At 72.4% G+C, this 24,285-nt stretch carries 22 protein-coding genes; 14 read left to right on the forward strand and 8 right to left on the reverse strand.

Translation table 11 applies throughout. The features are described 5' to 3' along the window. A complete protein-coding gene (locus FGE12_RS08020) occupies positions 1-1,176 on the forward strand; it encodes an MBL fold metallo-hydrolase (RefSeq protein ID WP_370458912.1) in 1,176 nt (391 codons plus the stop codon). Between the two features lie 24 nt (positions 1,177-1,200). Here FGE12_RS08020 and FGE12_RS08025 read toward each other — a convergent pair whose 3' ends face one another. Genes FGE12_RS08025 through FGE12_RS08035 form a run of 3 tightly spaced genes read right to left on the reverse strand, consistent with a single transcriptional unit; the run spans position 1,201 to position 4,884 of the window. Beyond that, a complete protein-coding gene (locus FGE12_RS08025; RefSeq protein WP_153865802.1) occupies positions 1,201-2,247 on the reverse strand; it encodes an NAD(P)-dependent alcohol dehydrogenase in 1,047 nt (348 codons plus the stop codon). Between the two features lie 58 nt (positions 2,248-2,305). Then, on the reverse strand, positions 2,306-2,941 hold the full coding sequence (locus FGE12_RS08030) for a hypothetical protein (RefSeq protein WP_153865803.1): 636 nt from the start codon (positions 2,939-2,941) through the stop codon (positions 2,306-2,308). Further along, entirely contained in the window at positions 2,938-4,884 is a 1,947-nt protein-coding gene (locus FGE12_RS08035) for an ATP-dependent DNA helicase RecQ (RefSeq protein WP_153865804.1), read from the reverse strand. Before FGE12_RS08035 ends, FGE12_RS08030 begins: the two co-directional genes overlap by 4 nt. A 127-nt stretch (positions 4,885-5,011) precedes the next feature. Between FGE12_RS08035 and FGE12_RS08040 the strand changes: the two genes are divergently transcribed. From FGE12_RS08040 to FGE12_RS30890, 9 genes are all read left to right on the forward strand, one after another. Further along, complete coding sequence (locus FGE12_RS08040) at positions 5,012-5,746, forward strand: response regulator transcription factor (RefSeq protein WP_153865805.1); 735 nt, start codon at positions 5,012-5,014, stop codon at positions 5,744-5,746. Then, the gene (locus FGE12_RS08045; protein WP_153865806.1) at positions 5,746-7,146 is read left to right on the forward strand and encodes a HAMP domain-containing sensor histidine kinase; all 1,401 of its coding nucleotides are present in this window, start codon (positions 5,746-5,748) and stop codon (positions 7,144-7,146) included. The genes FGE12_RS08040 and FGE12_RS08045 overlap by 1 nt, the downstream gene beginning before the upstream one ends. 160 nt (positions 7,147-7,306) lie before the next feature. Next, a complete protein-coding gene (locus FGE12_RS08050; protein WP_153865807.1) occupies positions 7,307-8,704 on the forward strand; it encodes an efflux RND transporter periplasmic adaptor subunit in 1,398 nt (465 codons plus the stop codon). Continuing rightward, on the forward strand, positions 8,705-9,481 hold the full coding sequence (locus FGE12_RS08055; RefSeq protein ID WP_153865808.1) for an ABC transporter ATP-binding protein: 777 nt from the start codon (positions 8,705-8,707) through the stop codon (positions 9,479-9,481). It abuts the gene before it with no gap. Continuing rightward, entirely contained in the window at positions 9,478-10,701 is a 1,224-nt protein-coding gene (locus FGE12_RS08060; RefSeq protein ID WP_153865809.1) for an ABC transporter permease, read from the forward strand. Before FGE12_RS08055 ends, FGE12_RS08060 begins: the two co-directional genes overlap by 4 nt. A gap of 72 nt (positions 10,702-10,773) precedes the next feature. Beyond that, complete coding sequence (locus FGE12_RS08065) at positions 10,774-11,658, forward strand: DUF5131 family protein (RefSeq protein ID WP_153865810.1); 885 nt, start codon at positions 10,774-10,776, stop codon at positions 11,656-11,658. A gap of 53 nt (positions 11,659-11,711) precedes the next feature. Continuing rightward, on the forward strand, positions 11,712-12,323 hold the full coding sequence (gene gstA, locus FGE12_RS08070) for a glutathione transferase GstA (RefSeq protein WP_153865811.1): 612 nt from the start codon (positions 11,712-11,714) through the stop codon (positions 12,321-12,323). A gap of 127 nt (positions 12,324-12,450) precedes the next feature. Then, positions 12,451-13,734 carry a dicarboxylate/amino acid:cation symporter gene (locus FGE12_RS08075; protein WP_194797692.1) on the forward strand — a complete coding sequence of 428 codons (1,284 nt, stop codon included), beginning with the start codon at positions 12,451-12,453 and terminating at the stop codon, positions 13,732-13,734. Between the two features lie 147 nt (positions 13,735-13,881). Beyond that, on the forward strand, positions 13,882-16,062 hold the full coding sequence (locus FGE12_RS30890) for a HAMP domain-containing sensor histidine kinase (RefSeq protein WP_153865812.1): 2,181 nt from the start codon (positions 13,882-13,884) through the stop codon (positions 16,060-16,062). Between the two features lie 19 nt (positions 16,063-16,081). Here FGE12_RS30890 and FGE12_RS08085 read toward each other — a convergent pair whose 3' ends face one another. Both FGE12_RS08085 and FGE12_RS08090 read right to left on the reverse strand, forming a co-directional pair. Then, the gene (locus FGE12_RS08085; protein WP_153865813.1) at positions 16,082-16,804 is read right to left on the reverse strand and encodes a YebC/PmpR family DNA-binding transcriptional regulator; all 723 of its coding nucleotides are present in this window, start codon (positions 16,802-16,804) and stop codon (positions 16,082-16,084) included. 309 nt (positions 16,805-17,113) lie between these two features. Further along, positions 17,114-17,671, reverse strand: a complete 558-nt coding sequence (locus FGE12_RS08090) for a hypothetical protein (RefSeq protein ID WP_153865814.1) — start codon at positions 17,669-17,671, stop codon at positions 17,114-17,116. 81 nt (positions 17,672-17,752) lie between these two features. Here FGE12_RS08090 and FGE12_RS08095 point away from each other — a divergent pair, with 81 nt between their 5' ends. Continuing rightward, positions 17,753-18,196: a MaoC family dehydratase gene (locus FGE12_RS08095; RefSeq protein ID WP_153865815.1), complete on the forward strand. Its 444-nt coding sequence runs from the start codon at positions 17,753-17,755 to the stop codon at positions 18,194-18,196. A 550-nt stretch (positions 18,197-18,746) separates the two neighbouring features. Here the strand turns inward: FGE12_RS08095 and FGE12_RS08100 are convergent. Both FGE12_RS08100 and FGE12_RS08105 read right to left on the reverse strand, forming a co-directional pair. Next, positions 18,747-19,562, reverse strand: coding sequence for an isocitrate lyase/phosphoenolpyruvate mutase family protein (locus FGE12_RS08100; RefSeq protein ID WP_153865816.1), 816 nt, complete (start codon positions 19,560-19,562; stop codon positions 18,747-18,749). 59 nt (positions 19,563-19,621) lie between these two features. Then, the gene (locus FGE12_RS08105) at positions 19,622-20,530 is read right to left on the reverse strand and encodes a 1,4-dihydroxy-2-naphthoyl-CoA synthase (protein WP_370458913.1); all 909 of its coding nucleotides are present in this window, start codon (positions 20,528-20,530) and stop codon (positions 19,622-19,624) included. Positions 20,531-20,637: 107 nt separating this feature from the next. Between FGE12_RS08105 and FGE12_RS08110 the strand changes: the two genes are divergently transcribed. The 3 genes from FGE12_RS08110 (at position 20,638) to FGE12_RS08120 (ending at position 23,273) form a co-directional block, all read left to right on the forward strand. Then, positions 20,638-21,330 (forward strand): hypothetical protein, encoded by a 693-nt coding sequence (locus tag FGE12_RS08110; protein WP_153865817.1) that lies wholly within the window; start codon positions 20,638-20,640, stop codon positions 21,328-21,330. Continuing rightward, positions 21,323-22,363, forward strand: coding sequence for a site-2 protease family protein (locus FGE12_RS08115; protein ID WP_153865818.1), 1,041 nt, complete (start codon positions 21,323-21,325; stop codon positions 22,361-22,363). Before FGE12_RS08110 ends, FGE12_RS08115 begins: the two co-directional genes overlap by 8 nt. A gap of 124 nt (positions 22,364-22,487) precedes the next feature. Beyond that, complete coding sequence (locus FGE12_RS08120) at positions 22,488-23,273, forward strand: SDR family oxidoreductase (protein ID WP_153865819.1); 786 nt, start codon at positions 22,488-22,490, stop codon at positions 23,271-23,273. Between the two features lie 3 nt (positions 23,274-23,276). Here FGE12_RS08120 and tesB read toward each other — a convergent pair whose 3' ends face one another. Continuing rightward, entirely contained in the window at positions 23,277-24,146 is an 870-nt protein-coding gene (gene tesB, locus FGE12_RS08125) for an acyl-CoA thioesterase II (RefSeq protein WP_153865820.1), read from the reverse strand. Between the last annotated feature and the right edge of the window lie 139 nt (positions 24,147-24,285).

Raw genomic sequence — 24,285 nt, forward strand, 5'->3', positions numbered from 1 at the left:
GTGAGGGCAGAGACGAAGCGGGGCTGGGCGCGCATCGCCTGGGGCGCGGGTGCCCTGCTGGGGCTCACCCTCGTCGCCGTCGCGGCGAGCGCCTGCACGGCGATGGGCAAGGGGGCGAGCGGCGAGCGGCTCGCGCGCATGCAGCACTCCCCGCACTGGCGCGACGGGCACTTCGAGAACCCCGAGCCCCTGGTCAACGACGTCTGGGGCTCCCTCACGACGATGCTGCAGGCGAGCCGGGACGTGAGCCTCTCGGGTCCCGTGCCCGTGGTGCAGGGCACGCGCGAGCGCTTCGACACGCCTCCCCTCACCGGCCTGCGCGTCACCTGGCTCGGCCACTCCTCCACCCTGGTGGAGCTGGACGGCTACCGCATCCTCACCGACCCCGTGTGGAGCGAGCGCGCCTCGCCGCTCTCCTGGGTGGGGCCGCGGCGCTGGTTCGCGCCGCCCATTCCCCTCGCGGAGCTCCCGCACGTGGACGTGGTGGTCATCTCGCACGACCACTATGACCACCTCGACTACCCCACGCTCGAGGCGATGAAGGACTGGGACACCACCTTCGTGGTGCCGCTCGGCGTGGGGGCGCACCTCGCGGCGTGGGGCGTGCCGGAAGCGCACATCGTGGAGCTGGACTGGTGGGAGCGCACGCGGGTGCGCGGGTTGGAGATCGTGGCCACGCCCGCCCGCCACGCCTCGGGGCGCACGGGCCTGGACAAGGACCGCACCCTCTGGGCGGGCTACGCGCTCGTGGGTCCCCAGCACCGCGCCTTCTACTCGGGGGACACCGGGCTCTTCCCCGCGATGCGCGACATCGGCGAGCGGCTCGGGCCCTTCGATCTCACGCTCATCGAGGTGGGCCAGTACAACCGCGCGTGGCCGGACTGGCACATCGGCCCCGAGCAGGCGGTGCAGGCGCACCAGCAGCTGCGCGGCCGCGTCCTGCTCCCGGTGCACTGGGGCCTCTTCGCGCTCGCCGCGCACGGGTGGACCGAGCCCATCGAGCGCGTGCTCGCCGCGGCGCACCGGAGCGGTCAGCGGGTGCTCGTGCCCAGGCCCGGCCAGAGCGTGGAGCCTGCCGCCCCGCCGCCCTTCGAGCGCTGGTGGCCCCGGCTCCCGTTCAAGACGGCGCAGCAGGACCCCATCGTCTCCACCCAGCTGGGCGCGCCGTCGCCGTGAGGCACCCGGCGCGCCCGGGGGCCACTACGAGAGCGTCTTGAGGTCGATGACGAAGCGGTAGTGCACGTCGCCCTTGAGCATGCGCTCGTAGGCCTCGTTGATCTTCGCCATCGGGATGACCTCCACGTCCGCGCCGATCTCGTGCGCGCCGCAGAAGTCGAGCATCTCCTGCGTCTCCGCGATGCCGCCGATGAGCGAGCCCGCCACGCGCCGGCGCCCGCCGATGAGCGCGAAGGCGTGCAGGGTGGGCGCCTCGGGCGGGACGCCCAGCAGCACCATGGTGCCGTCGCGCTTGAGCAGCCCCACGTAGGTGTTGAGGTCCAGCGGCGCGGAGACGGTGTTGAGGATGAAGTCGAAGCTGTTGCGCACGCTCTTGAGCTGCGCCGGGTCCTTCGTCACCACGAACTTGTCGGCGCCCAGCGCCTTCGCGTCCTTCTCCTTGTTCGGAGAGGTGCTCAGCACCGTGACCTCGGCGCCCATCGCCTTCGCGAGCTTGACGCCCATGTGGCCGAGGCCCCCGAGGCCCATCACGGCCACCTTCTGGCCCTTGCCCACCTTCCACTGCCGCAGCGGCGAGTAGGTGGTGATGCCCGCGCACAAGAGCGGCGCCACGCGCTCGAGCGGCAGGTTCTCCGGGACGCGCAGCACGAAGGCCTGCTCGACCACGATCTGCTTCGAGTAGCCGCCCTGCGTCGCGGCGCCGGTGCCCTTCTCCTTGCTGTTGTAGGTGCCCACGAAGCCGTTCTGGCAGTACTGCTCGAGGCCCTCCTTGCAGCTCTCACAGCTGCGGCAGGAGTCCACCATGCAGCCCACGCCGGCGCGGTCGCCGACCTTGAAGAACTTCACCTTGTCGCCGACCTTGGAGATGCGGCCGACGATCTCGTGCCCCGGCACCATGGGGAACACGGACCCGCCCCACTCGTCCTTCACCTGGTGGAGGTCGGAGTGGCAGACCCCGCAGTACTCGATGTCGATGAGCACGTCCGTCGGGCCGACGTCGCGGCGCTCGAACGCAAAGGGGGTCAGGGGAGCTTTGGCAGCGGGGGCGGCGTAGCCTTGGGTCTTGATCATGGCCCCCTAGATGCACACGCCCGCGGGGGGTTTCCAGGGTTTCGACCAGGCAGGCGACTCAGCGTCCGCCATCCACTCCGAACACCCGCAGGAGCTGCTCGAGCCGGGGCAGGCGCAGCTGCGTCCCCGGGGGCACGGCCTTCGCCAGGTCGAGCCGCAGCCAGCCCGCCTCCAGCGCCACCCCCACCTCGCGGGCCACCGTGAGGTCCACCCCCTGCCCCACCGCCCGCAGCAGGGCAGACTCCTGCAGGTCGCGCACGTAGGTGAGCTGCCGTCCCTTCAGGGTCACCCCCGGGAGCCGGTTCGCCGCGCGCTCGGCCACCCCGAAGAGCCCGTCCAGCGACGCGGCCACCACGCCCGCGAGGAAGCTGTCGTGCTCGAAGGAGACCCCGGCCGGCAGCGTCGCGTGCAGGGTGAAGGCGCGCGCGTCGAGCTCGAGCCGGTGCGGCACCACCGTGGTCTTCACCCGGAAGCCCGCCTTCGCGCGCGCCTCCACGTGGATGCCCTCTGCGTCCATCCGCACCTGCGCCTCCTCCACGGGCGCCTTGCGCAGGAGCGCCGCCCTTACCGCTGGCGCGACCACCGTCGCGGCCACCCGCAGCTGGCGCGTCTGCGGGTCGAAGTCCACCACGTGCTCGCTCAGCTTCTCGAGCGCCTTCGCCTTCAGCCCCTTCAACGCATCGCGCAGGCTCATCGCGCCTCCTGCTCGCACCAGGTGAGGACCTGCGCGAAGGGCCACTCCTCCAGCGCACCGAAGAGGCGATGTCCCCCGAGCCGCGCCTTCGAGGTGGCGGGGCTGCCCAGCCCGCAGAGGAAGCGCGCGGCCTGCCGCGGAGAGCCGAGCGCGTCGGGGTGGCGCTGCTGCAGTGCACGCAGGCCCGCGACGTCCAGGCCTGCGGGCAGCGCGGGGCGCTCGTGCGGCGGCGGCAGCACCTGGGCGCGCCCGGTGCGGCAGAAGGTGCAGTGCCCGCAGGGCCTGGGCCGCCGCTGCCCGAAGTGCGCGACGAGTGCGTTGTTCTGACAGCCCGCGTGTGTCACGAGCTCGAGCACCTGCTGGATGCGCGCCACCTCCGCGCGCTCGCGCTGCTCGAAGCGCTCGAGCAGCCCGGTGACGAGTGCGCGCGCATCCTCCTTCGGCCGCAGCCGCGTGTAGCGCTGGCGCGGCTCGGACACCTGCGTCTGCGCGAGACCCTGCTCCTGCAGGTAGTCCAGCGCCTTCACCACGCGCTCGCGCGGTTGGCCCAGCGCCTCGGCCACCGCGCGCGCATCCACCGTGTACCAGGTGCGCCCCTTCTTGCTCTTTTGGAAGACGGCCTCGAGGAAGCGGCGGCGCTCGCCCTCGAAGCGCGCGAAGACCTGCTCCAGCGGCACCAGCGGCTGCACCTTGTAGCCCGCGTAGAAGGGTGTGCCCTGCCGCAGCACCCCCTGCAGCTCCAGGTAGGTGAGCGCGGTGCGCAGCACCAGCGGGCGCAGGTCGTGGCGGTTGGAGAGGGCGTAGAGGTCCACCTCCAGCTCCGGGCCACCGGACAGCAGCTCCTCCACCAGGCCCTGCAGCGCCTCGGGCGTGGGCGTGTCCCCGTGCGCGAAGTTCTCCAGCGTGGGCACGTCGTCGGGGCAGGCGAGCAGCTCGACGACGGAGGGCTTCCCGTCGCGCCCCGCGCGGCCCACCTCCTGGCTGTAGCTCTCCAGGCCCTTGGGCAGGTTGTAGTGGTACACGGCGCGCACGTCCGCCTTGTCGATGCCCATGCCGAACGCGATGGTGGCCACCACGATGCCGCGGTCCGAGGCCATCCACGCCTCCTGCACGCGCGCGCGGTCCTCGGCCTCCATGCCCGCGTGGTAGGCCGCCGCCGGAAGTCCCGCAGCCTTCAGGAGCTCCGCCACCCGCTCGGCCGTCTTCTGCAGCGTGACGTAGACGATGGTGGGCCCGGGCGGACGCGAGCGCAGCCGCTCGAGCAGCAGCGCGTCGCGCGCCTGCGCCGCCACGGGCGTGGTCTCCAGGGTGAGGTTCTCGCGGTAGAAGCCGGTGACGACCGCGGCCTCCTCCGGGATGCCGAAGCCCTCGCAGATGTCCTTCACCACCGCGGGGGTCGCGGTGGCGGTGAGCGCGAGCACCCGCTCGGCCTTGAGGTCTCGTGCGGCCTGCGCGAGCTTGAGGTAGTCGGGGCGGAAGTTGTGGCCCCACTCGGACACGCAGTGCGCCTCGTCCACCGCGAAGAGCGAGAGGCGCAGCTCGCGCAGGAGGCCCGTGAAGCGCTCGTTGTTGAAGCGCTCGGGGGCGACGTAGAGGAGCTTCAGCTCGTTGCGGCGCAGCGCCTCGGTCACCTCGCGCGACTCATCGAGGCCGAGCGAGGAGTCCAGCCGCGCGGCGCGGATGCCGCGGCGGCCCAACGCGTCGATCTGATCCTTCATCAGCGCGATGAGCGGGCTCACCACCAGCGTGAGCCCGGGCAGAAGCAGCGCGGGCAGCTGGTAGCAGAGGCTCTTGCCTCCACCGGTGGGGAACACCGCGAGTGCGGCCCCTCGGGGACCGAGCAGCGCATCGAGCACCTCGCGCTGCCCCGGCCGGAACCCGCTCAGTCCGAAGCGCTCCTTCAGCGTCGCCTCCAGCTCCCCCTGCCCCATCACCTCGGCCATGCACGCTCCCAGCTCGCTGATTCGGTGGAGGGGCCACCCTGCCCTGCCCCCCTGACTTCGTACAGCGGGTGTTAACGATTGTGTGCGCGGGGGGAGGAGGCGTCCTTGGCTCGTTAGAGTGAGGGCCATGACGCTCACGCCCCACACCGAAGGCGAGCCCTGCCGCGTCCTGCTCATCGAGGACGATGACCGGCTCGCCCAGCTCACCGCGCGCTACCTGGAGAGCCATGGGGTGGCCGTGACGTGGGTCGCCGACGGGCGGGACGGGCTCGCCGAGGCGCTCAAGGGGCAGGCGGACGTCGTCGTGCTGGACCTGATGCTGCCGCGGCTCGGAGGCCTCGAGCTGGTGCGCGAGCTGCGCGCGCGCCTCGACGTGCCCGTCATCATGGTGACGGCGCTGGGCGAGGAGGCGGACCGGGTGCTGGGGCTGGAGAGCGGCGCGGACGACTACCTGCCCAAGCCCTTCAGCGCCCGCGAGCTGCTCGCCCGGGTGCGCGCGCTCGTGCGCCGGGCGCGCGGGCGTGTGGGGCCCGCGGGCGAGCGCGCGCTCGCGGCCGGGGGCCTGGTGCTCAACCCCAAGGACTACAGCGCGAGCCTCAACGGCGAGCCGCTGCGCCTCACCACTGCGGAGTTCAACCTGCTGCGCGCCTTCGTCGAGCGCCCGGGCCGGGTGCTCAGCCGCGAGCAGCTGCTGGACCTGACGAAGGGCAGCGCGGACGAGGCCTTCGACCGCTCCATCGACGCGCACATCTCGCATCTGCGCCAGAAGCTGGGCGACAACCCGAAGAACCCGCGCCTGCTCAAGACGGTGCGCGGCATCGGCTACCTGCTCACCGAGGGCGGCCGGATGGGAGAGACCTGATGCCGCCGCGCTCCGTCTTCGCGGGACGGCTGGTGTTCCGCATCTACGCCTTCGGCGTGGCGGCGCTGGTGCTGCTCTCGCTGCTGGGAGTCGTCGTCGCGCGGCTCGCCGACGAGGGCGCCCCACGCGAGGGCCAGGTGCCGCGCAGCGCGTACCTGGTGAACAAGATTGCGGAGCACTGGGGCGACGTTCCCGCGATGCAGGCGGAGCTGGACCAGGTGCGCGAGGCGTACCGCTCGAGCCTCAGCCTCTACGCCGCGGACGGCACGCTGCAGGTCAGCTCGGGGACGCCGCCGCTCGCTCCGCTCTCGGCAGAGCAGCTGCAGCAGCTGCGAACGCAGGGGCCTGCAGTCCCGGGTCGCAATCCGGTGGTGCTGCGCGAGGACGCGTGCGGAGCACCGGCGTGCGAGCTCGCGCTGCCCATCTACCGGGGCGCGCAGCTGGTGGGCTACGGCGTGGTGCAGCCCTACCGGCCCAACGTGGCCCGCCCGCTGCTGACGGCGCTGGGCGTGGCCCTGCTGGCCTTCGCCATCGCGGCGCTGCTCGCGGCGCGCAGCCTCGCGCGGCCGCTCTCGCGCATCGCGGACGTGGCGCGGGCACTGGGCAACGGAGACCTCTCGGCGCGCACGGGCCTGAAGCGGCGCGACGAGCTGGGCGAGGTGGCCCGCGCGGTGGACGAGATGGCGGAGCGGCTCACGGGGCTGCTGCGCGCGCAGACGGAGCTGCTGGCCAACGTGTCGCACGAGCTGCGCACCCCGCTCTCGCGCATCCGCGTGGCGCTGGAGCTCGCGAGCGAGACGGAGGGCCCGCTGCCCGAGGAGTTCCTGGGCGAGGTGGGCCGCGACCTCGAGGAGCTGGAGCAGCTGGTGACGGAGATTCTCGCGACCGCGCGCCTCGACCTTGCGCATGGGCGAGCGAGCGGGGCTTCGCCGCCCCTGCAGACGCGGCCTACGAAGGTCTCGGAGCTGGTGCGGTCGGCGGCAGACACGCTGCGCACGCGCCACCCGCAACGACCGGTGGAAGTCGAAGTCGCGTCGGGCCTACCGGACCTCGACGTCGACGGGGTGCTCTTGCGCCGCGCGCTGGGAAACCTCCTGTCCAACGCGCACAAGTACTCGGACGCAGGCCAGCCCATCCAGCTGCGTGCGCGTGCCGAGGGCAACGAGGTAGCGCTGAGCGTGGAGGACCATGGCATCGGCCTGACGCCCGAGGACCGCGCGCAGCTCTTCACGCCCTTCTTCCGAAGCGACCGCAGCCGCACGCGCGGCACGGGCGGCGTGGGGCTCGGCCTCACGCTGACCAAGCGCATCGTGGAAGCCCACGGCGGTCGCGTGGAGGTGCAGAGCGAGGCAGGTCACGGCTCCACCTTCACACTGAAGCTCCCTGTTCCACCCGCGTGAGTGTCCCCTCTCCCCCTGGGAGAGGGTCGGGGTGAGGGATGTGCGCCTCTGCCGCGCCCCCTGAAAACCCCAGTCGTTCCGGCTCGTTGAGGCCGCTCACAATCGTTCACAATCGGGGCAAGCCCCCCGCACATGGCGAGCGCATTCATAGAGGCGTCCCATGAAAACGCCCTCCAAGAAGACGCTCTCGGTAGTCGCAGTGGTGGTCGTGCTGGCCGTGGCCCTCGGCGCGTACCTGCACTTCAAGGGCGCCTCGGCGGCGCCGATCTCCTACGAGACGGCGAAGGTGGAGCGCGGTCCCCTGTCGGCCAAGGTGACGGCCACGGGCACGCTCTCGGCGCGCGTCACGGTGCTGGTGGGCGCGCAGGTGAGCGGGCGCATCCAGAGCCTGAGCGCGGACTTCAACTCGCACGTGAAGAAGGGCGACGTCATCGCCCAGCTGGACCCGGCGCTCTTCGAGGCCGCGCGTGACCAGGCCCGCGCGAACCTGACCTCGGCCACGGCGAACGTGGAGAAGGCCAAGGCGCAGGCGCTGGACTCCAAGCGGCAGCTCGCGCGCACGCAGGACCTCTTCACCCGCAACATCGTCTCCAAGGCAGACGTGGAGACCGCGGAGACCACGCTCGCGGTGAACGACTCCGCGGTGCGCCAGGCGCAGGCGGCGCTGGAGCAGGCGCGCGCGAACCTGCAGCAGGCGAACGTGAACCTCACCTACACCACCATCCGCTCGCCCATCAGCGGCACGGTCATCTCGCGCAGCGTGGACGTGGGGCAGACGGTGGCGTCGAGCCTGCAGGCGCCCACGCTGTTCACCATCGCGGAGGACCTGGCGAACATGGAGATCCACACCAGCGTCGCCGAGGCGGACGTGGGGCGGCTCGCCTCCGGAATGCCCGCGACCTTCACGGTGGATGCCTTCCCCAACGAGCGCTTCCCGGGCCAGGTGCGCGAGATCCGCAACGCGGCGACCACGGTGCAGAACGTGGTGACCTACGACGCGGTGCTCAGCGTGGACAACCCGCAGCTCAAGCTGCGCCCCGGCATGACGGCGAGCGTGACCATCGCCTACGCCGAGCGCGACAACGTGCTCAAGGTGCCCAACGCGGCCGTGCGCTTCCAGCCCTCGGCGGCGGTGCTCGCGCAGCTGCGCGCGGGGCGTCCGCAGCGCGACGCGGCGGCGGGTGGCAACGGCGGTGGCGCGGGCTTCCCGCCCAGCGCCCAGGCGGCCACGCCTCCCGCGGCGCAGGGCGGCAGCGGCGGGGCTGGAGCGGCCCAACCGGGCGCAGGCCGGGGCATGCGCAACCGTGCGGCCGGCGAGAAGGCCCTCTGGGTGATGCGTGACGGGCACCCTGTGCGCGTGCCGGTGAAGGCCGGCCTGAGCGACGGGCGCATGACCGAGGTGGAGGGCGACCTGAAGGAGGGCGACACCGTGGTGACGGCGGCGAGCGTGAAGGGCGAGAGTGCGGCGCCCACCGGTGGCATGCCCGGAATGGGCGGCCCCGGCGGCATGGGCGGGCCGGGCGGCGGTGGCGGCGGCGGCCGCCGAGGGGGCTTCTAGATGAATCCCGCACTCGAGACCGCGGGCGCTCCGCTCTTCGAGCTGGAGAACGTGACCCGCACGTACAAGGTCGGCGACACGCTGGTGCATGCGCTGCGCGGGGTGTCCCTGAAGGTCGCGCGCGGCGAGTTCGTCGCCATCATGGGCACCTCGGGCTCGGGGAAGACGACGCTGATGAACGTGCTCGGCTGCCTGGACAAGCCGAGCACGGGCACCTACCGGCTCGCGGGCACGGACGTGAACAAGCTCAGCCGCGACGAGCTCGCCGAGCTGCGCAACCGCACGCTGGGCTTCGTGTTCCAGAACTTCAACCTGCTCAGCCGCACCAGCGCCGAGGACAACGTGGAGCTGCCGCTGGTGTACGCGGGCGTGCCGCGCAAGGAGCGCAAGGCGCGCTCGCGGGCGGCGCTCGAGCGCGTGGGGCTGGGCCACCGCATGGACCACCACCCGACGCAGCTCTCCGGTGGCCAGCAGCAGCGCGTGGCGATCGCGCGGGCGCTCGTCGGTGAGCCCAAGGTCATCCTCGCGGACGAGCCCACGGGCAACCTGGACTCGCGCACGGGCATCGAGGTGATGGCGCTCCTGCAGCAGCTCTCGGCGTCCGGCATCACCATCGTGCTCGTCACGCACGAGCCGGACGTGGCGGCGTACGCGCAGCGGGTGGTGGTGGTGCGCGACGGCAAGGTGCGCGCGGACCGGCGCCAGGAGCCGCTGGTCGCGGTGGTGCCGCCGCTCGAGGTGGAGCCCGACGACGCACCGCAGGAGGCTGCGTCATGAACGTGCTCGAGACCTTCCTCATCGCGTTCTGGGCGCTCAAGCGCAACAAGACGCGCTCGGCGCTCACCACGCTGGGCATCGTCATCGGCGTGGGCGCGGTCATCGCCATGGTGGGCATCGGCGAGGGCGCGAAGCGCAAGGTGCAGGAGACCTTCGAGTCGATGGGCGTGAACCAGCTCGTCATCCTGCCCGGCAGCAGCAGCGCGGGCGGCACGCGCGGGGGCTTCGGCAGCAAGCCCACCGTCACGTGGGACGACCTGCGCGCCATCAAGGAGGGCGTGTCCTCGGTGAAGTACGCGGCGCCCGTGCTGCGCGCGAGCCAGCCGGTGGTGAGCGACATCACCAACTGGACCACCACGGTGTACGGCACCACGCCGGACTACTTCAGCATCCGCAACTGGGCGCCCGCCTCGGGCAGCCTCTTCGCGCCCGAGGATGGGGACTCGAAGGTGGTGGTGCTGGGGCAGACGGTGGCCGAGAAGCTGTTCGGCTCGGGGACGAACCCGGTGGGCCAGGCGGTGCGCATCGGGAGCACGCCGTATGAGGTCGTGGGCGTGCTGCAGAGCAAGGGGCAGAGCGCGGGCGGCGGCGACAACGACGACGCGGTGTTCATCCCCGCGCGCGCCTTCCAGTCCAAGGTGCGCGGCGGCCTGGGCAACTTCATCGACGGCATGGTGATGGTGGGAGCGACGAGCCCCGAGGCCACGCGCTTCGCCGAGACGCAGATCACCGACCTGCTGCGCGAGCGCCACCACCTGCAGGACGGCGAGCCCGAGGACTTCAGCTTGCGCAATCTCGCGGACGTGGCGAGCTCGCGCGAGGAGAGCACGCGCACGCTCACCCTGCTGCTCGCGAGCATCGCCGCCGTGTCGCTGCTGGTGGGCGGCATCGGCGTGATGAACATCATGCTGGTGAGCGTGACGGAGCGGACGCGGGAGATCGGCGTGCGCATGGCGCTGGGGGCGAAGCCGCGCCACATCCTCGCGCAGTTCCTGGTGGAGGCGCTCACGCTCACGGTGGCCGGCGGCGTGCTGGGCATCGCGCTGGGCGTGCTGGTGGCCGAGCGGCTCGCCACGCAGTTCGGCTGGCCCACGCTGGTGCAGCCGCAGATCATCCTCGTCTCGGTGGGCTTCAGCGCGGCCGTGGGCGTCATCTTCGGGCTCTACCCCGCGAGGCGCGCGTCGATGCTCGATCCCATCGAGGCCCTGCGTTACGAGTAGCCGCACGGGCGCCTGGCCGCATGCCCGGGCGCCTGCGCGCGCGAGCCTCCGCCGCTAGATGCGGGGGCTCGCATGAGTGACAACACGAAGATCGAGTGGACGGACGCGACGTGGAACCCGGTGCGGGGGTGCACGAAGATCACGCCCGGCTGCAAGCACTGCTACGCGGAGACCTTCGCGGAGCGCTTCCGGGGCGTGCCGGGCCACCCGTACACGCAGGGCTTCGACCTGAAGCTCATCCCCGAGAAGCTCGCAGACCCCTTCCGCTGGCCGAAGCCGCGCCGCGTCTTCGTCAACTCGATGAGCGACCTGTTCCACGCGGACATCCCGGACGACTACATCGTCGAGGTGGTGCGCGTGATGGCGCGCGCCAACTGGCACACCTACCAGTTGCTGACGAAGCGCTCGGAGCGCATGCGCGACCTGCTGCGCACGAAGCTGCAGGACGTGGCGCAGGCGCCGCACATCTGGTGGGGCGTGAGCGTGGAGGACCGCAAGTGGGGCGTGCCGCGCATCGCCCATTTGCGTGACGCCCCGGCGCGCACGCGCTTCCTCTCGGTGGAGCCGCTGCTCGAGGACCTCGGGACGCTGGACCTCACCGGCATCCACTGGATGATCGTGGGCGGCGAGAGCGGCCACGGCGCGAGGCCCCTGGGCCCGGACTGGGTGCGCTCCTTGCGCGACCAGTGCGTGGCGAGCGGCACGGACTTCTTCTTCAAGCAGTGGGGCGGCGTGCGCAAGGGCGTGGCGGGGCGCGAGCTGGACGGGCGCACCCACGACGCGCAGCCGCGGCTCGAGCCCGGCCCCTTCCCAGACCGCGCCACCCGCAAGCGGCTCGAACAGGAGACGGATGCCGCCGCCGCGCCCTGGCTCGCGGGCCCCACCCTGCTCTGGGGCCACGCCTCCGGCGGACGGGCGCCGCCACTTTCGCTCGACAGCCCGCCCGGCGCTTCTTAATAGGAAGCGCCGCATTCCACTTCGGAAACCTGGAACCCTGGAGGTCCCCGCACATGAAGCTCTTCTACTCCCCTGGCGCCTGCTCCCTCTCCCCGCACATCGCCCTGTCCGAGGCCGGCCTGAAGGCGGACCTGGTGAAGGTGGACCTGCGCGCGCACAAGACGGAGGGCGGCGAGGACTTCTACGCCATCAACCCCAAGGGCTACGTGCCGGCGCTGCAGCTGGACAACGGCTACGTGCTCACCGAGGGCCCGGCGATCGTGCAGTACCTCGCGGACCAGGCGCCCGAGAAGAAGCTCGCCCCGGCCAACGGCACGGTGGAGCGCTACAAGCTGCAGGAGTGGCTCACCTTCATCGGCACCGAGCTGCACAAGAGCTTCAGCCCCCTCTTCAACCCGGCCGTGACCGAGGACGTGAAGAAGGCGAGCCTGGAGAAGATCGCCAAGCGCTTCGAGTACGTGGCCAAGCACCTGGAGGGAAAGCAGTACCTCTTCGGTGACCAGTTCAGCGTGGCGGACGGCTACCTCTTCGTCATGCTCAACTGGGCGCGCGCGAAGGCGCCGGCGGCCCACGAGTCCCCGGTGCTCAAGGCCTACTTCGAGCGCGTCATGGCGCGCCCGGGCGTGAAGGCCGCGATGGTGGCCGAGGGCCTGCAGAAGGCCTAGCGCTCGGCGCAACGCGCCACGGGCTCGCACATCGAGAGGGGCGAGGCGGGGACTGCTCCCTGCCCGCCCCTTTCGTCTTTCGTCTATCGTGGCGGTCTCCCGCCGCCGCTCGCCCCCGAGGGTCCCCGTGAAGCTCGTCAGCGCCTGGTTCCGCATCCCCTTCTGGCAGCGCGTGATGGGCGGCTTCGTGCTCGGCGCGCTGGTGGGCTGGCTCGTGGGCAAGCCCGCGGAGCCCCTCTTCCAGCCCCTGGGGGACATCTACGTCACGCTCATCCGGATGATCGCCACCCCGCTCGTCTTCTTCGCGGTGGTGAACGCGGTGAGCAGCCTGCACGGGCAGAAGAGCGTGGCGAAGCTGGGGGCGCGCACCTTCCTGTGGTTCGCGGTGACGGCGGCGCTCGCGGTGGGCGTGGGCCTGGGCGTCGCGCTGCTGCTGCAGCCGGGGCGCGGCCTGGGCGGCACGCTCGCGGTGGCCGAGGGCTACACGCCGCGCGAGGTGCCCACGCCGGTGAAGGTCCTGCTGGACGTGGTGCCGTCCAACCCGTTCAAGGCGCTCACCGAGGGGAAGATCCTCCAGGTCATCTTCTTCGCGGGCCTGCTCGGCTTCGCGCTGGTGAAGCTCGGGGACAAGACGGCGCGCCTGCGCGTGCTGGTGGGCGAGGCGAGCGACGCGATGATCCAGGTGACGCGCTTCGTGCTGCAGTTCACCCCCATCGGCACCTTCGGGCTCATCGCGGCGCTGGTGGGCGCGTACGGCTTCGAGAAGCTGCTGCCCCTGGGCACCTTCGTGTTCGCGCTCTACCTCGCCTGCGCGCTGCACATCGCCGTCACGTACAGCAGCCTGCTGCTCGTGCACGGGCTCAACCCGCTGCGCTTCTTCCGGGGCGCGGCGCCCGGCATGCAGGTGGCCTTCGTGTCCTCGAGCAGCTTCGCGAGCATGCCGGTGGCGCTGCGCAGCGTGGTGCAGAACCTGGGCGTGAAGCAGGAGTACGCGAGCTTCGCGGTGCCGCTGGGGGCGAGCATCAAGATGGACGGCTGCGGCGCCATCTACCCGGCCATCACCTCGGTGTTCGTGGCGCAGTACTTCGGCCTGCACCTCTCCGCGTCCCAGTACTTCATCATCCTGCTGGCGAGCGTGCTGGGCAGCTTCGGCACGGCCGGGGTGCCGGGCACGGCGATCGTGATGGTGACGCTGGTGCTCAGCAGCGCGGGGCTGCCGCTGCAGGGCATCGGCTACATCGTCGCCATCGACCGGGTGCTGGACATGATGCGCACCATGACGAACGTGACGGGCCAGATGCTGGTCCCCGTGCTGGTGGCAAAGGAGGAGGGGCTGCTGGACCGCAGCGTCTACGACAGCGCCTCGTCTACCCGCGTCGTGCAGGAGGGCCCGGAGCAGGAGGCCGCCTGAGCCCGTCCGCCTGCCCTGCGCTCGGGCAGGACGGGGCGCGGCGGCCGTGACGCTCCGCGACGCGCGCCGCATCTTGTCCTCCAGGGCAGCCCAGGGAGTCCGGTCCGGGCGGGCCGCCCCTTCCCCGAGGACAACGCGAGGCGCGACGTGGAGCAAGCTCCCCCCCACCCCCGGGTCGTCACTGCGCTGAGGGGCTACGCGCTCCTCGCCGCGCTGCTCTCGGGACTCCTGGGGCTCGCGGTCCTGGCCGGCTGGCTGCTGGGCGTACCGGCGCTCAAGAGCGTGCTGCCGGGCCTGGTCACCATGAAGGTCAACACGGCCCTGGGCCTGGTGCTCCTCGCCGCCGCGCTCGCGCTGCTGCGCGAGAACACGCTGCGCCGCCGCCTGGCCGCGCCCCTGTGCGCCGTCGCGGGGCTCATCGCCCTGGTCTCGCTCGCCGAGTACGCGCTGGGGCGCTCCCTCGGGCTGGACCAGCTGCTCATCCGGGACCTGGACACCCCCGTGGACCTCGCCCCACCCGGGCGCATGTCCGTGGTGACGGCCTGCTGCATGCTCGCGCTCGCGGTCGCGCTGCTCTGCCTCGAGGTGCGCACCTGGCTCGCCGGGTGGCCTGCGCAGTACCTCGCCTTCATGGTGTGGGTGGTGAGCCTCGCCTCGGTGGTGAGCTACGTGTACGGCCTGCGCGAGTACATGGGGGTGATGCGGAGCGCGATGGCGCTGCACACCGCGCTGGGCTTCATCCTGCTGTCCACGGGGGTGCTCGCGGTGCGCCCGGACCGCGGGCTGATGGCCCTGGTGACCAGCAGCAGCGTGGGCGGCACGCTCGCGCGCTGGCTGCTCCTGCCCGCGCTCACCGTCCCCGTGGTGGTGGGGCTCCTCACCATGCTGGGCTACCGCGCAGGTTTCTACGCGCTGCCGGTGGCCGCGGCGCTGATGGTGACCTGCAACATCGTGCTCTTCAGCGCGCTGGTGTGGGCGTGCGCCCGGGCGCTGCACTTCGCGGACGTGTCGCGCCGCAGCGCGGAGGCCGAGCGGGTGCAGCTGCGCACCCGCAGCGCCGCCGAGGCCGAGCAGTCGCGCACGCTCGCCTTCCTGGATGCGGTGAGCTCGGCGCTGGTGGGCTCGCTCGAGTACACCACCACCCTGCAGCGCATCGCCCAGCTCGCGGTGCCCACGCTCGCGGACGGCTGCCTCGTGGACGTGCTGGAGCCGCGCGGGGGCCTGCGCCACGTGGCGGTGGCGCACATGGACGGGGCCCTGGAGGCGAAGGCGCGCGCCCTGCTCGAGCAGGACGCGGACGCGGTGCAGCCCGCCGGGGACATGGCCGAGGTGCTGCGCACCGGCGAGCCCCTGCTGCACGCCGGAGACCCGCTGCCCCCGGGCGCACCCTCGCTGGTGCGCGAGCTGGGCGGGCAGTGCTACGTCGTCGTGTCCCTGCGCGCGCGCGGCCGCAGCCTCGGCGCGCTCACGCTCTTCAGCCACGCGGACCGCTGCATCGCGAACGCGGACGTGGGCCTCGCGCTGGAACTCGCGGGCCGCGCGGGCTTCGCGCTGGACAACGCGCGCCTCTACCGCGAGGCGCAGGAGGCGGTGCGCACCCGCGAGGAGGTGCTGGGCATCGTCAGCCACGACCTGAAGAACCCCCTGGGCGCGATGCGCCTGTCCGCCGCGCTGCTCGCGCAGATGGCCCCCGCGGACGAGGCGGGCGCGCGCATGCGCAAGCACCTGGCCACCATGGAGCGCTCGGTGGAGCGCATGGACCGCCTCATCCGGGACCTGCTCGACTTCGCGCGCCTGCGCGGCGGCCGGCTCGCCCTGGAGCCCCACCCCCAGGACGTGGGGCGCCTGCTCAACGACGCGCTCACCCTGCTCGAGCCGCTCGCGGTGCAGAAGGGGCTGCAGCTGCACATCGCGCCCACCGCCCCCGGCCTCGAGGTGTCCTGCGACCGCGACCGCACCTTCCAGGTCTTCAGCAACCTGGTGGGCAACGCCATCAAGTTCACCCCCGAGGGAGGCCGCGTGGAGGTGCGCGCGCGCGGCGCGAGCGGCTGGGTGCACTTCCAGGTGAGGGACACCGGGCCGGGCATCCCGCAGTCCGCCCAGCCCCACCTCTTCGAGCCCTACTGGCAGGCCGAGGAGACGGCGCACCAGGGCGCGGGGCTGGGGCTCTACATCACGCGCGGCATCGTGGAGGCGCACGGCGGCACGCTCTGGGTGGAGAGCACTCCGGGCGAGGGCGCCACCTTCCACTTCACCCTGCCGCGCGCGGACGCGGTGGACCTGGACGAGCTGCAGACCCTGGATCCGCGCACGCGCACGCTGCAGTAGGCGGCAGAGCGCGCAGCGCTCAGGCGAGCGTGTGGAACACGCGCTGCACGTCGTCGTCCTGCTCGAGCGCGTCCACCATCTTGAGCACCTCGGTGGCCTGCTCCTCCGGGAGGCTCACCGGGTTGAGCGCCACGTACTCGCTCTCGGCGGAGAGCAGCGCGAGGCCCTTGGATTCGAGGTGCGCCTGCAGGTGGCCGAAGTCCGCGAAGGCGCAGCGGATGACCACCTGGCGCTCGCCCTTCTCGCCGGTGCTCTCGCCCATCTCCTGCAGGCCGTGGTCGATGAGCTCGAGCTCGAGCGCCTCGAGGTCCAGCCCCTCGGGCGCGAGCCGGAACACGCCCATGTGCTGGAAGAGGAAGCCCACGCTGCCCGTGGTGCCGAGGTTCCCGCCCCAGTCCTTGAAGTGCATGCGCACGTTGGCCACGGTGCGCACGGTGTTGTCCGTGGCCGTCTCCACCAGCACGGCGATGCCGTGCGGCGCGTAGCCCTCGTACAGCACGACCTCGTAGTCCTTCTGGTCCTGGCCGCTCGCACGCTTGATGGCGGCATCGACCTTGTCCTTGGGCATGTTGCCCGCGCGCGCGTTCTGCAGCGCGCGGCGCAGCGCCGGGTTGGTGTGCGCGTCCGGACCGCCCGCCTTCACCGCGATGGCGATGTCCTTGCTGATGCGCGCGAACAGCTTCGCCATCGCGTTCCAGCGCTTGAACATCGTCGTCTTGCGAGTCTCGAAGATGCGTCCCATGCCCCCGGACTTCGCCTCAGCCGCGGGAAAAGTCCAGAGCAAGCGCTCGGATGGGGGGTGGCCCAGCCGAGGCGGCCTCCCGCCTGCCCGTGCGCTCAGTGGCGCGCGTTCCCGAGGGAGAAGGGCCCACGGCGCGCTATTCCCGCCGGGGCCCCCGTCCCAAGTCCAATGCCACTCGGGCCCCCCCGTCCCCAGCCTCGTTCTGAACACTTTTCACGCACGGAGAGCGCGAATGACGATGAAGCTGACGAAGCGGTTGGTGATGGTGGGTCTGCTCGGTGCAGGGATGGCGGCGGGGCCGGTGTTCGCTCAGACCACGGGCGGAAGCAGCACGGGCTCGACGGGGAGCAGCACGACCGGCACCACCAGCGGCGGCTCCGGCTCCACCGCCGGGTCTACGGGATCCTCGACGGGCTCCACGGGCTCCACGGCGGATGACCCGGGCGCCGAGGACGGCACGGGCGGCTCGGGCAGCACCGGCACGAGCACCAGCACGCAGGACACGGGCACCGGCGGCTCCGGCTCCTCCAGCACGTCCGGCTCCTCGTACGGCACCACGGGTGGCTCGACCCAGAGCGACACGAGCGGCACCGGCGGCTCGGGCTCTTCCTCGGGCTCGATGAGCGACACGAGCGGCACCGGTGGCTCGGGCTCCATGAGCGACACGAGCGGCACGGGTGGCTCGGGCAGCATGAGCGACACGTCGGGCACCGGCGGCTCGGGCTCGACGGGTTCCTCCTCGGATTCCTCTTCGGGCTCGATGAGCGACACGAGCGGCACGGGTGGCTCGGGCAGCAGCACCAGCACCGGCGCGAGCGACACCGGCAGCGCCACGGGTGGCTCGGGCAGCGCGAGCGACACCAGCACGACCCGCTAGCGGGCAGCCTCCACCGCGACACCTTTGCGCGCCCGGCGTTCCCACGCCGGGCGCGCTAGTGTTCTGGGCCTATGCGCTATTTCGAGGATTTCGAGCCGGGCCAGGTGAGTGAGTCGGGGCCGTACGTCATCACGCGCGAGGAGATGCTGGAGTTCGCGCGCCGCTACGACCCGCAGCCCTTCCACCTCGACGAGGAGGCCGGCAAGGCCACGCACTTCGGCGGCCTGGTGGCGAGCGGCTGGCACACGGCGGCCGTGAGCCACAAGCTGCTCGTGCAGGGCGTCCTCAACGACGCGGCGAGCCTCGGCTCACCCGGCGTGGACGAGCTGCGCTGGCTCAAGCCGGTGCGCCCGGGCGACGAGCTCACGCTGCGCATGGAGGTGCTGGAGCTGATGCCCAGCCGCAGCAAGCCGGACCGCGGCTCCATCCGCATGCTCTTCTCGCTGCGCAACCAGCACGGCGACACGGTGATGACCCAGCGGGGCATCGGCATGTTCGCGCGCCGCCCGCGCTGAGCGCGCGCCGCCGTTCCCTCCCCCCTTTTCACGAAGCCAGCGGATCGGGGTGGGGGAAGGACCTGCCGCGCTGTGCCCTTTGCGTACGGGCTCTGTGGGGAGGCCAGGACGGAACGGGCTCCTTTCGTATGCGCCAAGCCCGCGCTGGCGCTGCCCTGCGATACGCTCCGGGGGTCCGCAGGAGGGGAGGGGGGTGTCGGGCCGAGTGCTGTGCGAAGCTAAAGACAAACCTCGGGGGTTTTGAAATCTCCCGAGGTTTGTCGTTAGCAGCGCACCGGCCTGCCCCCGCCGAACCCGCACGCGCGTGCACTTCGGCGAGAGAGGGCGCGGGGGACCTCGACGCCTCGCCCCCGGCGCAAGTGGGTCCGCCCCGCGCCTCCCCGGAGCGCTGCGCAAGCCGGCGCCCCGCCGCGCTCGGCACTCACGAGGCGAGCCCGTCCCTCCGCACTCCCTTCGGGCCGCTCCTCCGGAGCACGCGCGTCGCACGCGTCACGGGCAACTGCAGTGCACGTCCACGCGCGGTTCCGCCTCTCGCACTGCGCTGCGCTCCTCAACCGCGCGGCATCAGCGCCTGCAGCGCGCCGTACGACATCGCCTCCTCGACCAGGGGCGCCGACGCCCCCGTGCGCAGGAAGCCGCTCGCGAGCGCACCGAGGCGCCCGTACAGGCTCTCCGCGAGCGAGGAGCCTGCGCTCAGCCGCCGCACGCCCAGCGCCTGCAGCGCCGGCGCCTCGGGCAGTCCCGCACGCGCGAGCACGTTGAGCGGCAGCGGCTGCCCGGAGGCGATTGCGCGCATCTCGTCGGGCGCCGTCACGCCGGGAACGAAGAGCCCATCCGCACCGGCCGCGCGGTAGCGCTCGGCGCGCGCGAGCACCTCCTGCACGCGGCGCTCCGGAGGCACGAGCCCCTTCAGGTACACGTCCGTGCGCGCGTTGGCGAAGAGCCGCACGCCCACGCGCTCGGCGGCGCGCCGCGCCTGCTCGAGCTTGCGGCACAGCAGCTCGGGCGGCTCGCGGCCGTCCTCGATGTTGATGCCCACCGCGCCTGCTTCGAGCACCGCGGCGACCGTCTCCCCCACGCGCACCGGGTCCTCCGCGTAGCCGCCCTCGATGTCCACCGAGAGCGGCACGGAGAGCACCCGCGCCATCTCGCGCACGCTGCCCAGCAGCGCGGCCACCGGCAGCTGGTCGCCGTCCGCATAGCCGTGCGCCCACGCCACCGCGGCGCTGCTGGTGGCGACGGCGCGCGCGCCGAGGCTCTCCACCAGGCGCGCGCTGCCGGCGTCCCACGCGTTGGGCAGGAGCAGCAGACCTTCGGAGTGAAGGCGGTGGAACAGCGCGGCGGCCTCGGGATTCGCAGCGTTCATGGCCCACCCTTCTAATGGGCCCGGGCCGCCGCGCGCTGGCCCTTTTCGGACGCGACCCCTCAGTAACTCCAGGGGAAGCGCTTGAAGTTGCGCTTGCGCTTCTGCACGAACGCGTCGCGCCCCTCCTGGGCCTCCTCGGTGCCGTAGGCGAGCCGCGTCGCCTCGCCGGCGAAGAGCTGCTGGCCCACCATCCCGTCGTCGGGGAGGTTGAAGCCGTACTTGAGCATCTTGATGGCCGTGGGGCTCTTGGTGTTGATCTCCGCGCCCCACTCGAGCGCGAACTCCTCGAGCTGCGCGTGCGGCACCACGGCGTTCACCATGCCCATCTGGAAGGCCTCGTCCGCCGAGTAGTTGCGGCCGATGAAGAACACCTCTCGCGCGCGCTTCTGGCCCACCTGCCGCGCGAGCAGCGCCGAGCCGTAGCCCGAGTCGAAGCTGGCCACGTCCGGGTCGGTCTGCTTGAACACCGCGTGCTCCTTGCTCGCGAGCGTGAGGTCGCAGACCACGTGCAGGCTGTGGCCGCCGCCCACCGCCCAGCCCGGCACCACGGCGATGACCACCTTGGGCAGGAAGCGGATCTGCCGCTGCACCTCGAGGATGTGCAGCCGGCCCAGGCCCGCGGGGTCCAGGCGCCGCTCCTCCTCGCCCTCGTACTTGTAGCCGTCCTTGCCGCGGATGCGCTGATCGCCGCCGGAGCAGAAGGCCCAGCCGCCGTCCTTGGGGCTGGGGCCGTTGCCGGTGAGCAGCACGCAGCCCACGTCGGTCATGAAGCGCGTGGCCTCGAGCGCCTGGAACAGCTCGTCCACGGTGCGCGGGCGGAAGGCGTTGCGCACCTCGGGGCGGTTGAACGCGATGCGCACCGTGCCCTGGTCCACCGCGCGGTGGAAGGTGAGGTCCTTGAACTTGAAGCCCTCGACGGGGCGCCAGCGGGCCGGGTTGAAGAGGTCCGAGACCATGGAGGTGTTCATGCGACCCCCTATAGCAGCGCGGCCCCGCGGCGGGGGGGACTGTTGGGCGGGGCGCCTCGCCCGCTAGAGTGCACGGCTCTCCCCGCTCTTCCGAGGATCTCCCGCCCATGAGTGAGACGCCCGCAGCCGCCCCCGCGGCGGACGCCCCCCTGCAGTTCGACCACGCGGAGGCGAGCCCCCCGCCCACCTGCGTCGCCTGCAGCAAGCCCGTGACGGAGAGCTACTGGGAGGCCAACGGCAAGCTGGTGTGCACCCCGTGCCGCGACCTCGTCGTCGCCTCCCGCACGGGGGGCTCGCGCGTGCTGCGGGTGCTTCGCGCAGGCGGCCTCGGACTGCTGGCGGCGCTGGCAGGAGCGGTGGCGTACCACGTCGTGCGCAAGGTCACGGACTACGAGCTCGGGCCGCTCTACGTGGGCGTGGGTTGGCTCGTCGGGACGGCCGTCGCGCGCGGTGCCCACCGACGCGGGGGGCTCGGCTACCAGCTCTTCGCCGTGGCCTTCACCTGGGTCGCGGTCTCCTGGTCCGCGGTGCCCACCATCGTGGAGGGAATGGGCGAGGGCGAGAACGCCGTGCACGGGCCCCTGGTGTGGATCATCTCCTCGGTGCTCTCGCTGGCAGCGCCGGTCTACCTGGGACTCGGCAGTCCGATCATGATCCTCATCATGGGCTTCGCCTTCTGGCAGGCGTGGAAGGTGAACCGCCGGCCCGCGCTGGCGCTCGTGGGCCCCTTCGCCCTCACCCCGGCCGCCGCCCTCGCGGACGCCGAGGCCTCCGCGCAGCCCGAGCCCGCCGTTGGCTGAGGCACTCGCCGCAGCGCTCCCGCGCCGGTGCGCGGGCTGCCACAGCGAGCTGTCGCCCGCGCTGCGTGCCTGCCCCGGCTGCGGCCGCCTCGTGCACGCGCAGCGGCTGCAGGCGCTCGCCGCAGAGGCCACCGCCGCCGAGGGGGCGGAGCCCGCCCGGGCGCGCACGCTGTGGAGCGAGGCGCTCGAGCTGCTGCCCGCGGAGGCGGCGCAGGCCGCGCGCGTGCGCGAGCGGCTGCAGGCGCTCACGCCGGTCGCAGAGGCCCCGGCGGCAGCGCCCGCAGCGCCTCCGCGGCAGATGCCCCGCGCCCTCGCGGCGCTGGGCACCGTGGGGCTGCTGCTCTGGAAGCTCAAGGGGCTGCTCCTTCTCGCGCTGACGAAGGGCAAGCTGCTGCTGCTGGGGGTCGCGAAGCTCAAGAGCCTCGCCACCCTCCTCGTCTTCTTCGGCGTGTACTGGCGCCTGTGGGGCTGGCGCTATGCGGCAGGCTTCCTCTTCTGCCTCTACCTGCACGAGCTGGGACACGTGTGGGCGCTGCGCCGGCGCGGCCTCGCGGCGGATGCGCCCGTGTTCATCCCCTTCGTCGGCGCCTTCGTGCGGCTGCGCCAGGCGCCTGCGAGCCCCGAGGAGGACGCGGAGATCGGCCTCGCAGGACCCCTCTGGGGCCTGGGCGCGACGGTCCTCACGTTCGCCGCAGCGAAGCTCACCGGCAGCAGGCTGCTGGACGCGGTGGCCCACAGCTCCGCGGTGCTCAACCTCTTCAACCTCATCCCCGTCTGGACGCTGGACGGGGCGCGCGGCTTTCGCGCCATGACGCGCGCGCAGCGGCTGTGCGCCGTCGCGGTGCTGGGGCTCGCCTTCTACGCCTCGCACGAGGGAATCCTCTTCGTCGTCGGGCTCGCGGCGCTGGCGCGCTGCTTCGAACAGGACGCGGCGCCGCAGCGGAGCTGGCGCGCCACGGCCACCTACGTGGGCCTCGTCTTCGCGCTCGCCGGGCTCGCCTGGGCCGCGCAGGGGGCGGGGCTCCCGCGCTGAGGCCTGCCGTCCGCTGGGCACCCGGGCGGCGCACACCCGGCGCACGACGCGCTCCCGCCCGGGCTCCGCGCCGTCTAGCGTAGGGGCCTGCTTCATCGACCTGCTTCATCGAGGAGGACGGCACATGGCGGGCAGCGCGCAGGGTACGGCGGTGGTGACGGGCGCCTCGGCGGGCATCGGGGCGCTGTACGCGCGGGCGCTCGCGGCGCGCGGCTACGACCTGGTGCTGGTGGCGCGGCGCGAGGAGCGCCTGCGCGCGCTCGCCGCGGAGCTGGAGAGGGCGCACGGCATCCGCGCCGAGGTGCTCGTGGCCGACCTGGGCACGAGCGCGGGCGTGCTCTCCGTGGCCGAGCGCGCAGGGGGAGCGGACGTCTCCTTCGTGCTGAACAACGCGGGCATCGGCGGCTACGGCCCCTTCGCCGAGACCGACCCGCGGCTGCTCGAGCAGCTGGTGAACCTGCACGTCACGGGGCCCCTGCTCGCCACGCGCGCGGCGCTGCCCGGCATGCAGGCGCGGGGGCGGGGCAGCGTGGTGAACGTGGCGAGCCTGCTCGCCTTCAGCGCGGCGCTCCCTCCCAACCCCCTGCCCGCGCGCGCCACCTACGCGGGCGCCAAGGCCTTCCTCGTGCACTTCACCCGCACGCTCGCGAGCGAGCTGGGCGCAGGCAGCCCCGTGCAGGTGCAGGTGCTCTGCCCCGGGATGACGGCCACCGAGTTCAACGGCGGCTACACCCGCGGCGCCATGGCCGCCTCCGACGTGGTGCAGGCCTCGCTCCTCGCGCTCGAGCGGGGAGAGAGCGTGTGCGTGCCCGGGCTCGAGTCGATGGACGCGCTCCAAGCGCTCGAGGCCGCCGAGGCGCAGCTGCGCCAGGGCAGCCGCCCCACCCTCGCCGAGCGCTACCGCGGCTAGGCCTCAGGCCTTCTCCGGCCGCACCCGCATCAGGCCCTCCTGGGCCACCGAGGCCACGAGCCGCCCGTCGCGCGTGAACACCTGCCCGCGCGCGAGTCCCCGCGCCCCGCCCGCCCAGGGGCTGTCCATGGTGTAGAGCAGCCAGTCGTTCACCTTCACGTCGCCGTGGAACCACAGCGCATGGTCGAGGCTCGCCGCCTGCAGCGTGGGCTGCATCACCGAGAGCCCGTGCGGCAGGAGCGCCGTGGTGATGAGGTTGAAGTCGCTCGCGTACGCGAGCAGGTAGCGGTGCACCTGCGGGTCCTGCGGCATCGGCCCGTCCGCGCGGAACCACACGTGCTTCACCGGCGCGGTGGGCTCGGGGTGCAGCGGGTCCACCTGCGTCACCGGGCGGATCTCGATGGGCTTGTCGCACAGCAGCTTCTCGCGCAGCCGCGCCGGCACCAGGTCCGCGTAGCGCCGCCAGCGCTCCACGTCGCTCGGAAGGCCCTCGGGCCCGGGCACCAGCGGCATGGGGGCCGCGTGGCTCGCGCCCGGCTCCTCCCCCTGGAAGGACGCCATCAGCGTGAAGATGGGCTGCCCCCTCTGGATGGCCACCACGCGCCGGGTGGTGAAGCTGCCGCCGTCGCGCACCCGGTCCACCTGGTACACCACCGGCAGCCCCGCGTCCCCGGGGCGCAGGAAGTAGCCGTGCAGCGAGTGCACGTGGCGCGCGGGCTCCACCGTCTGGCTCGCCGCGCTCAGCGACTGCCCCAGCACCTGCCCGCCGAACAGCGCCCGGAAGCCCAGGTCCTGGCTCGCCCCGCGGAACAGGTTCTCCTCGATGGGCTCCAGCTTCAGCAGCGCGAGCAAGTCCTCCAGCACCTGGCTCATCACGTCCTCCTGTGGGGCAATGTGGAGGATCTGCCGCAGCGAGCCAAGGGCCGCGTGCTCCTCCCTTTCCCTACCCCGGGCCCGCACCAAAGAAGGGGGTGGGTACGTGCTGACACTGCAACGTCTTGAACACACGGTA

This window comes from Aggregicoccus sp. 17bor-14 (assembly GCF_009659535.1).
Lineage (GTDB): Bacteria > Myxococcota > Myxococcia > Myxococcales > Myxococcaceae > Aggregicoccus.

Coding starts and splice junctions, on each gene's coding strand:
- FGE12_RS08035 (WP_153865804.1), bottom strand. CDS start 4,884: ATGGCCGAGGTGATGGGGCAGGGGGAGCTGGAGGCGACGCTGAAGGAG.
- FGE12_RS08060 (WP_153865809.1), top strand. CDS start 9,478: ATGAACGTGCTCGAGACCTTCCTCATCGCGTTCTGGGCGCTCAAGCGC.
- FGE12_RS08095 (WP_153865815.1), top strand. CDS start 17,753: ATGCGCTATTTCGAGGATTTCGAGCCGGGCCAGGTGAGTGAGTCGGGG.
- FGE12_RS08085 (WP_153865813.1), bottom strand. CDS start 16,804: ATGGGACGCATCTTCGAGACTCGCAAGACGACGATGTTCAAGCGCTGG.
- FGE12_RS08055 (WP_153865808.1), top strand. CDS start 8,705: ATGAATCCCGCACTCGAGACCGCGGGCGCTCCGCTCTTCGAGCTGGAG.
- tesB (WP_153865820.1), bottom strand. CDS start 24,146: ATGAGCCAGGTGCTGGAGGACTTGCTCGCGCTGCTGAAGCTGGAGCCC.
- FGE12_RS08120 (WP_153865819.1), top strand. CDS start 22,488: ATGGCGGGCAGCGCGCAGGGTACGGCGGTGGTGACGGGCGCCTCGGCG.
- gstA (WP_153865811.1), top strand. CDS start 11,712: ATGAAGCTCTTCTACTCCCCTGGCGCCTGCTCCCTCTCCCCGCACATC.
- FGE12_RS08025 (WP_153865802.1), bottom strand. CDS start 2,247: ATGATCAAGACCCAAGGCTACGCCGCCCCCGCTGCCAAAGCTCCCCTG.
- FGE12_RS08105 (WP_370458913.1), bottom strand. CDS start 20,530: ATGAACACCTCCATGGTCTCGGACCTCTTCAACCCGGCCCGCTGGCGC.
- FGE12_RS08100 (WP_153865816.1), bottom strand. CDS start 19,562: ATGAACGCTGCGAATCCCGAGGCCGCCGCGCTGTTCCACCGCCTTCAC.
- FGE12_RS08050 (WP_153865807.1), top strand. CDS start 7,307: ATGAAAACGCCCTCCAAGAAGACGCTCTCGGTAGTCGCAGTGGTGGTC.
- FGE12_RS08110 (WP_153865817.1), top strand. CDS start 20,638: ATGAGTGAGACGCCCGCAGCCGCCCCCGCGGCGGACGCCCCCCTGCAG.
- FGE12_RS08045 (WP_153865806.1), top strand. CDS start 5,746: ATGCCGCCGCGCTCCGTCTTCGCGGGACGGCTGGTGTTCCGCATCTAC.
- FGE12_RS08040 (WP_153865805.1), top strand. CDS start 5,012: ATGACGCTCACGCCCCACACCGAAGGCGAGCCCTGCCGCGTCCTGCTC.
- FGE12_RS08030 (WP_153865803.1), bottom strand. CDS start 2,941: ATGAGCCTGCGCGATGCGTTGAAGGGGCTGAAGGCGAAGGCGCTCGAG.
- FGE12_RS08065 (WP_153865810.1), top strand. CDS start 10,774: ATGAGTGACAACACGAAGATCGAGTGGACGGACGCGACGTGGAACCCG.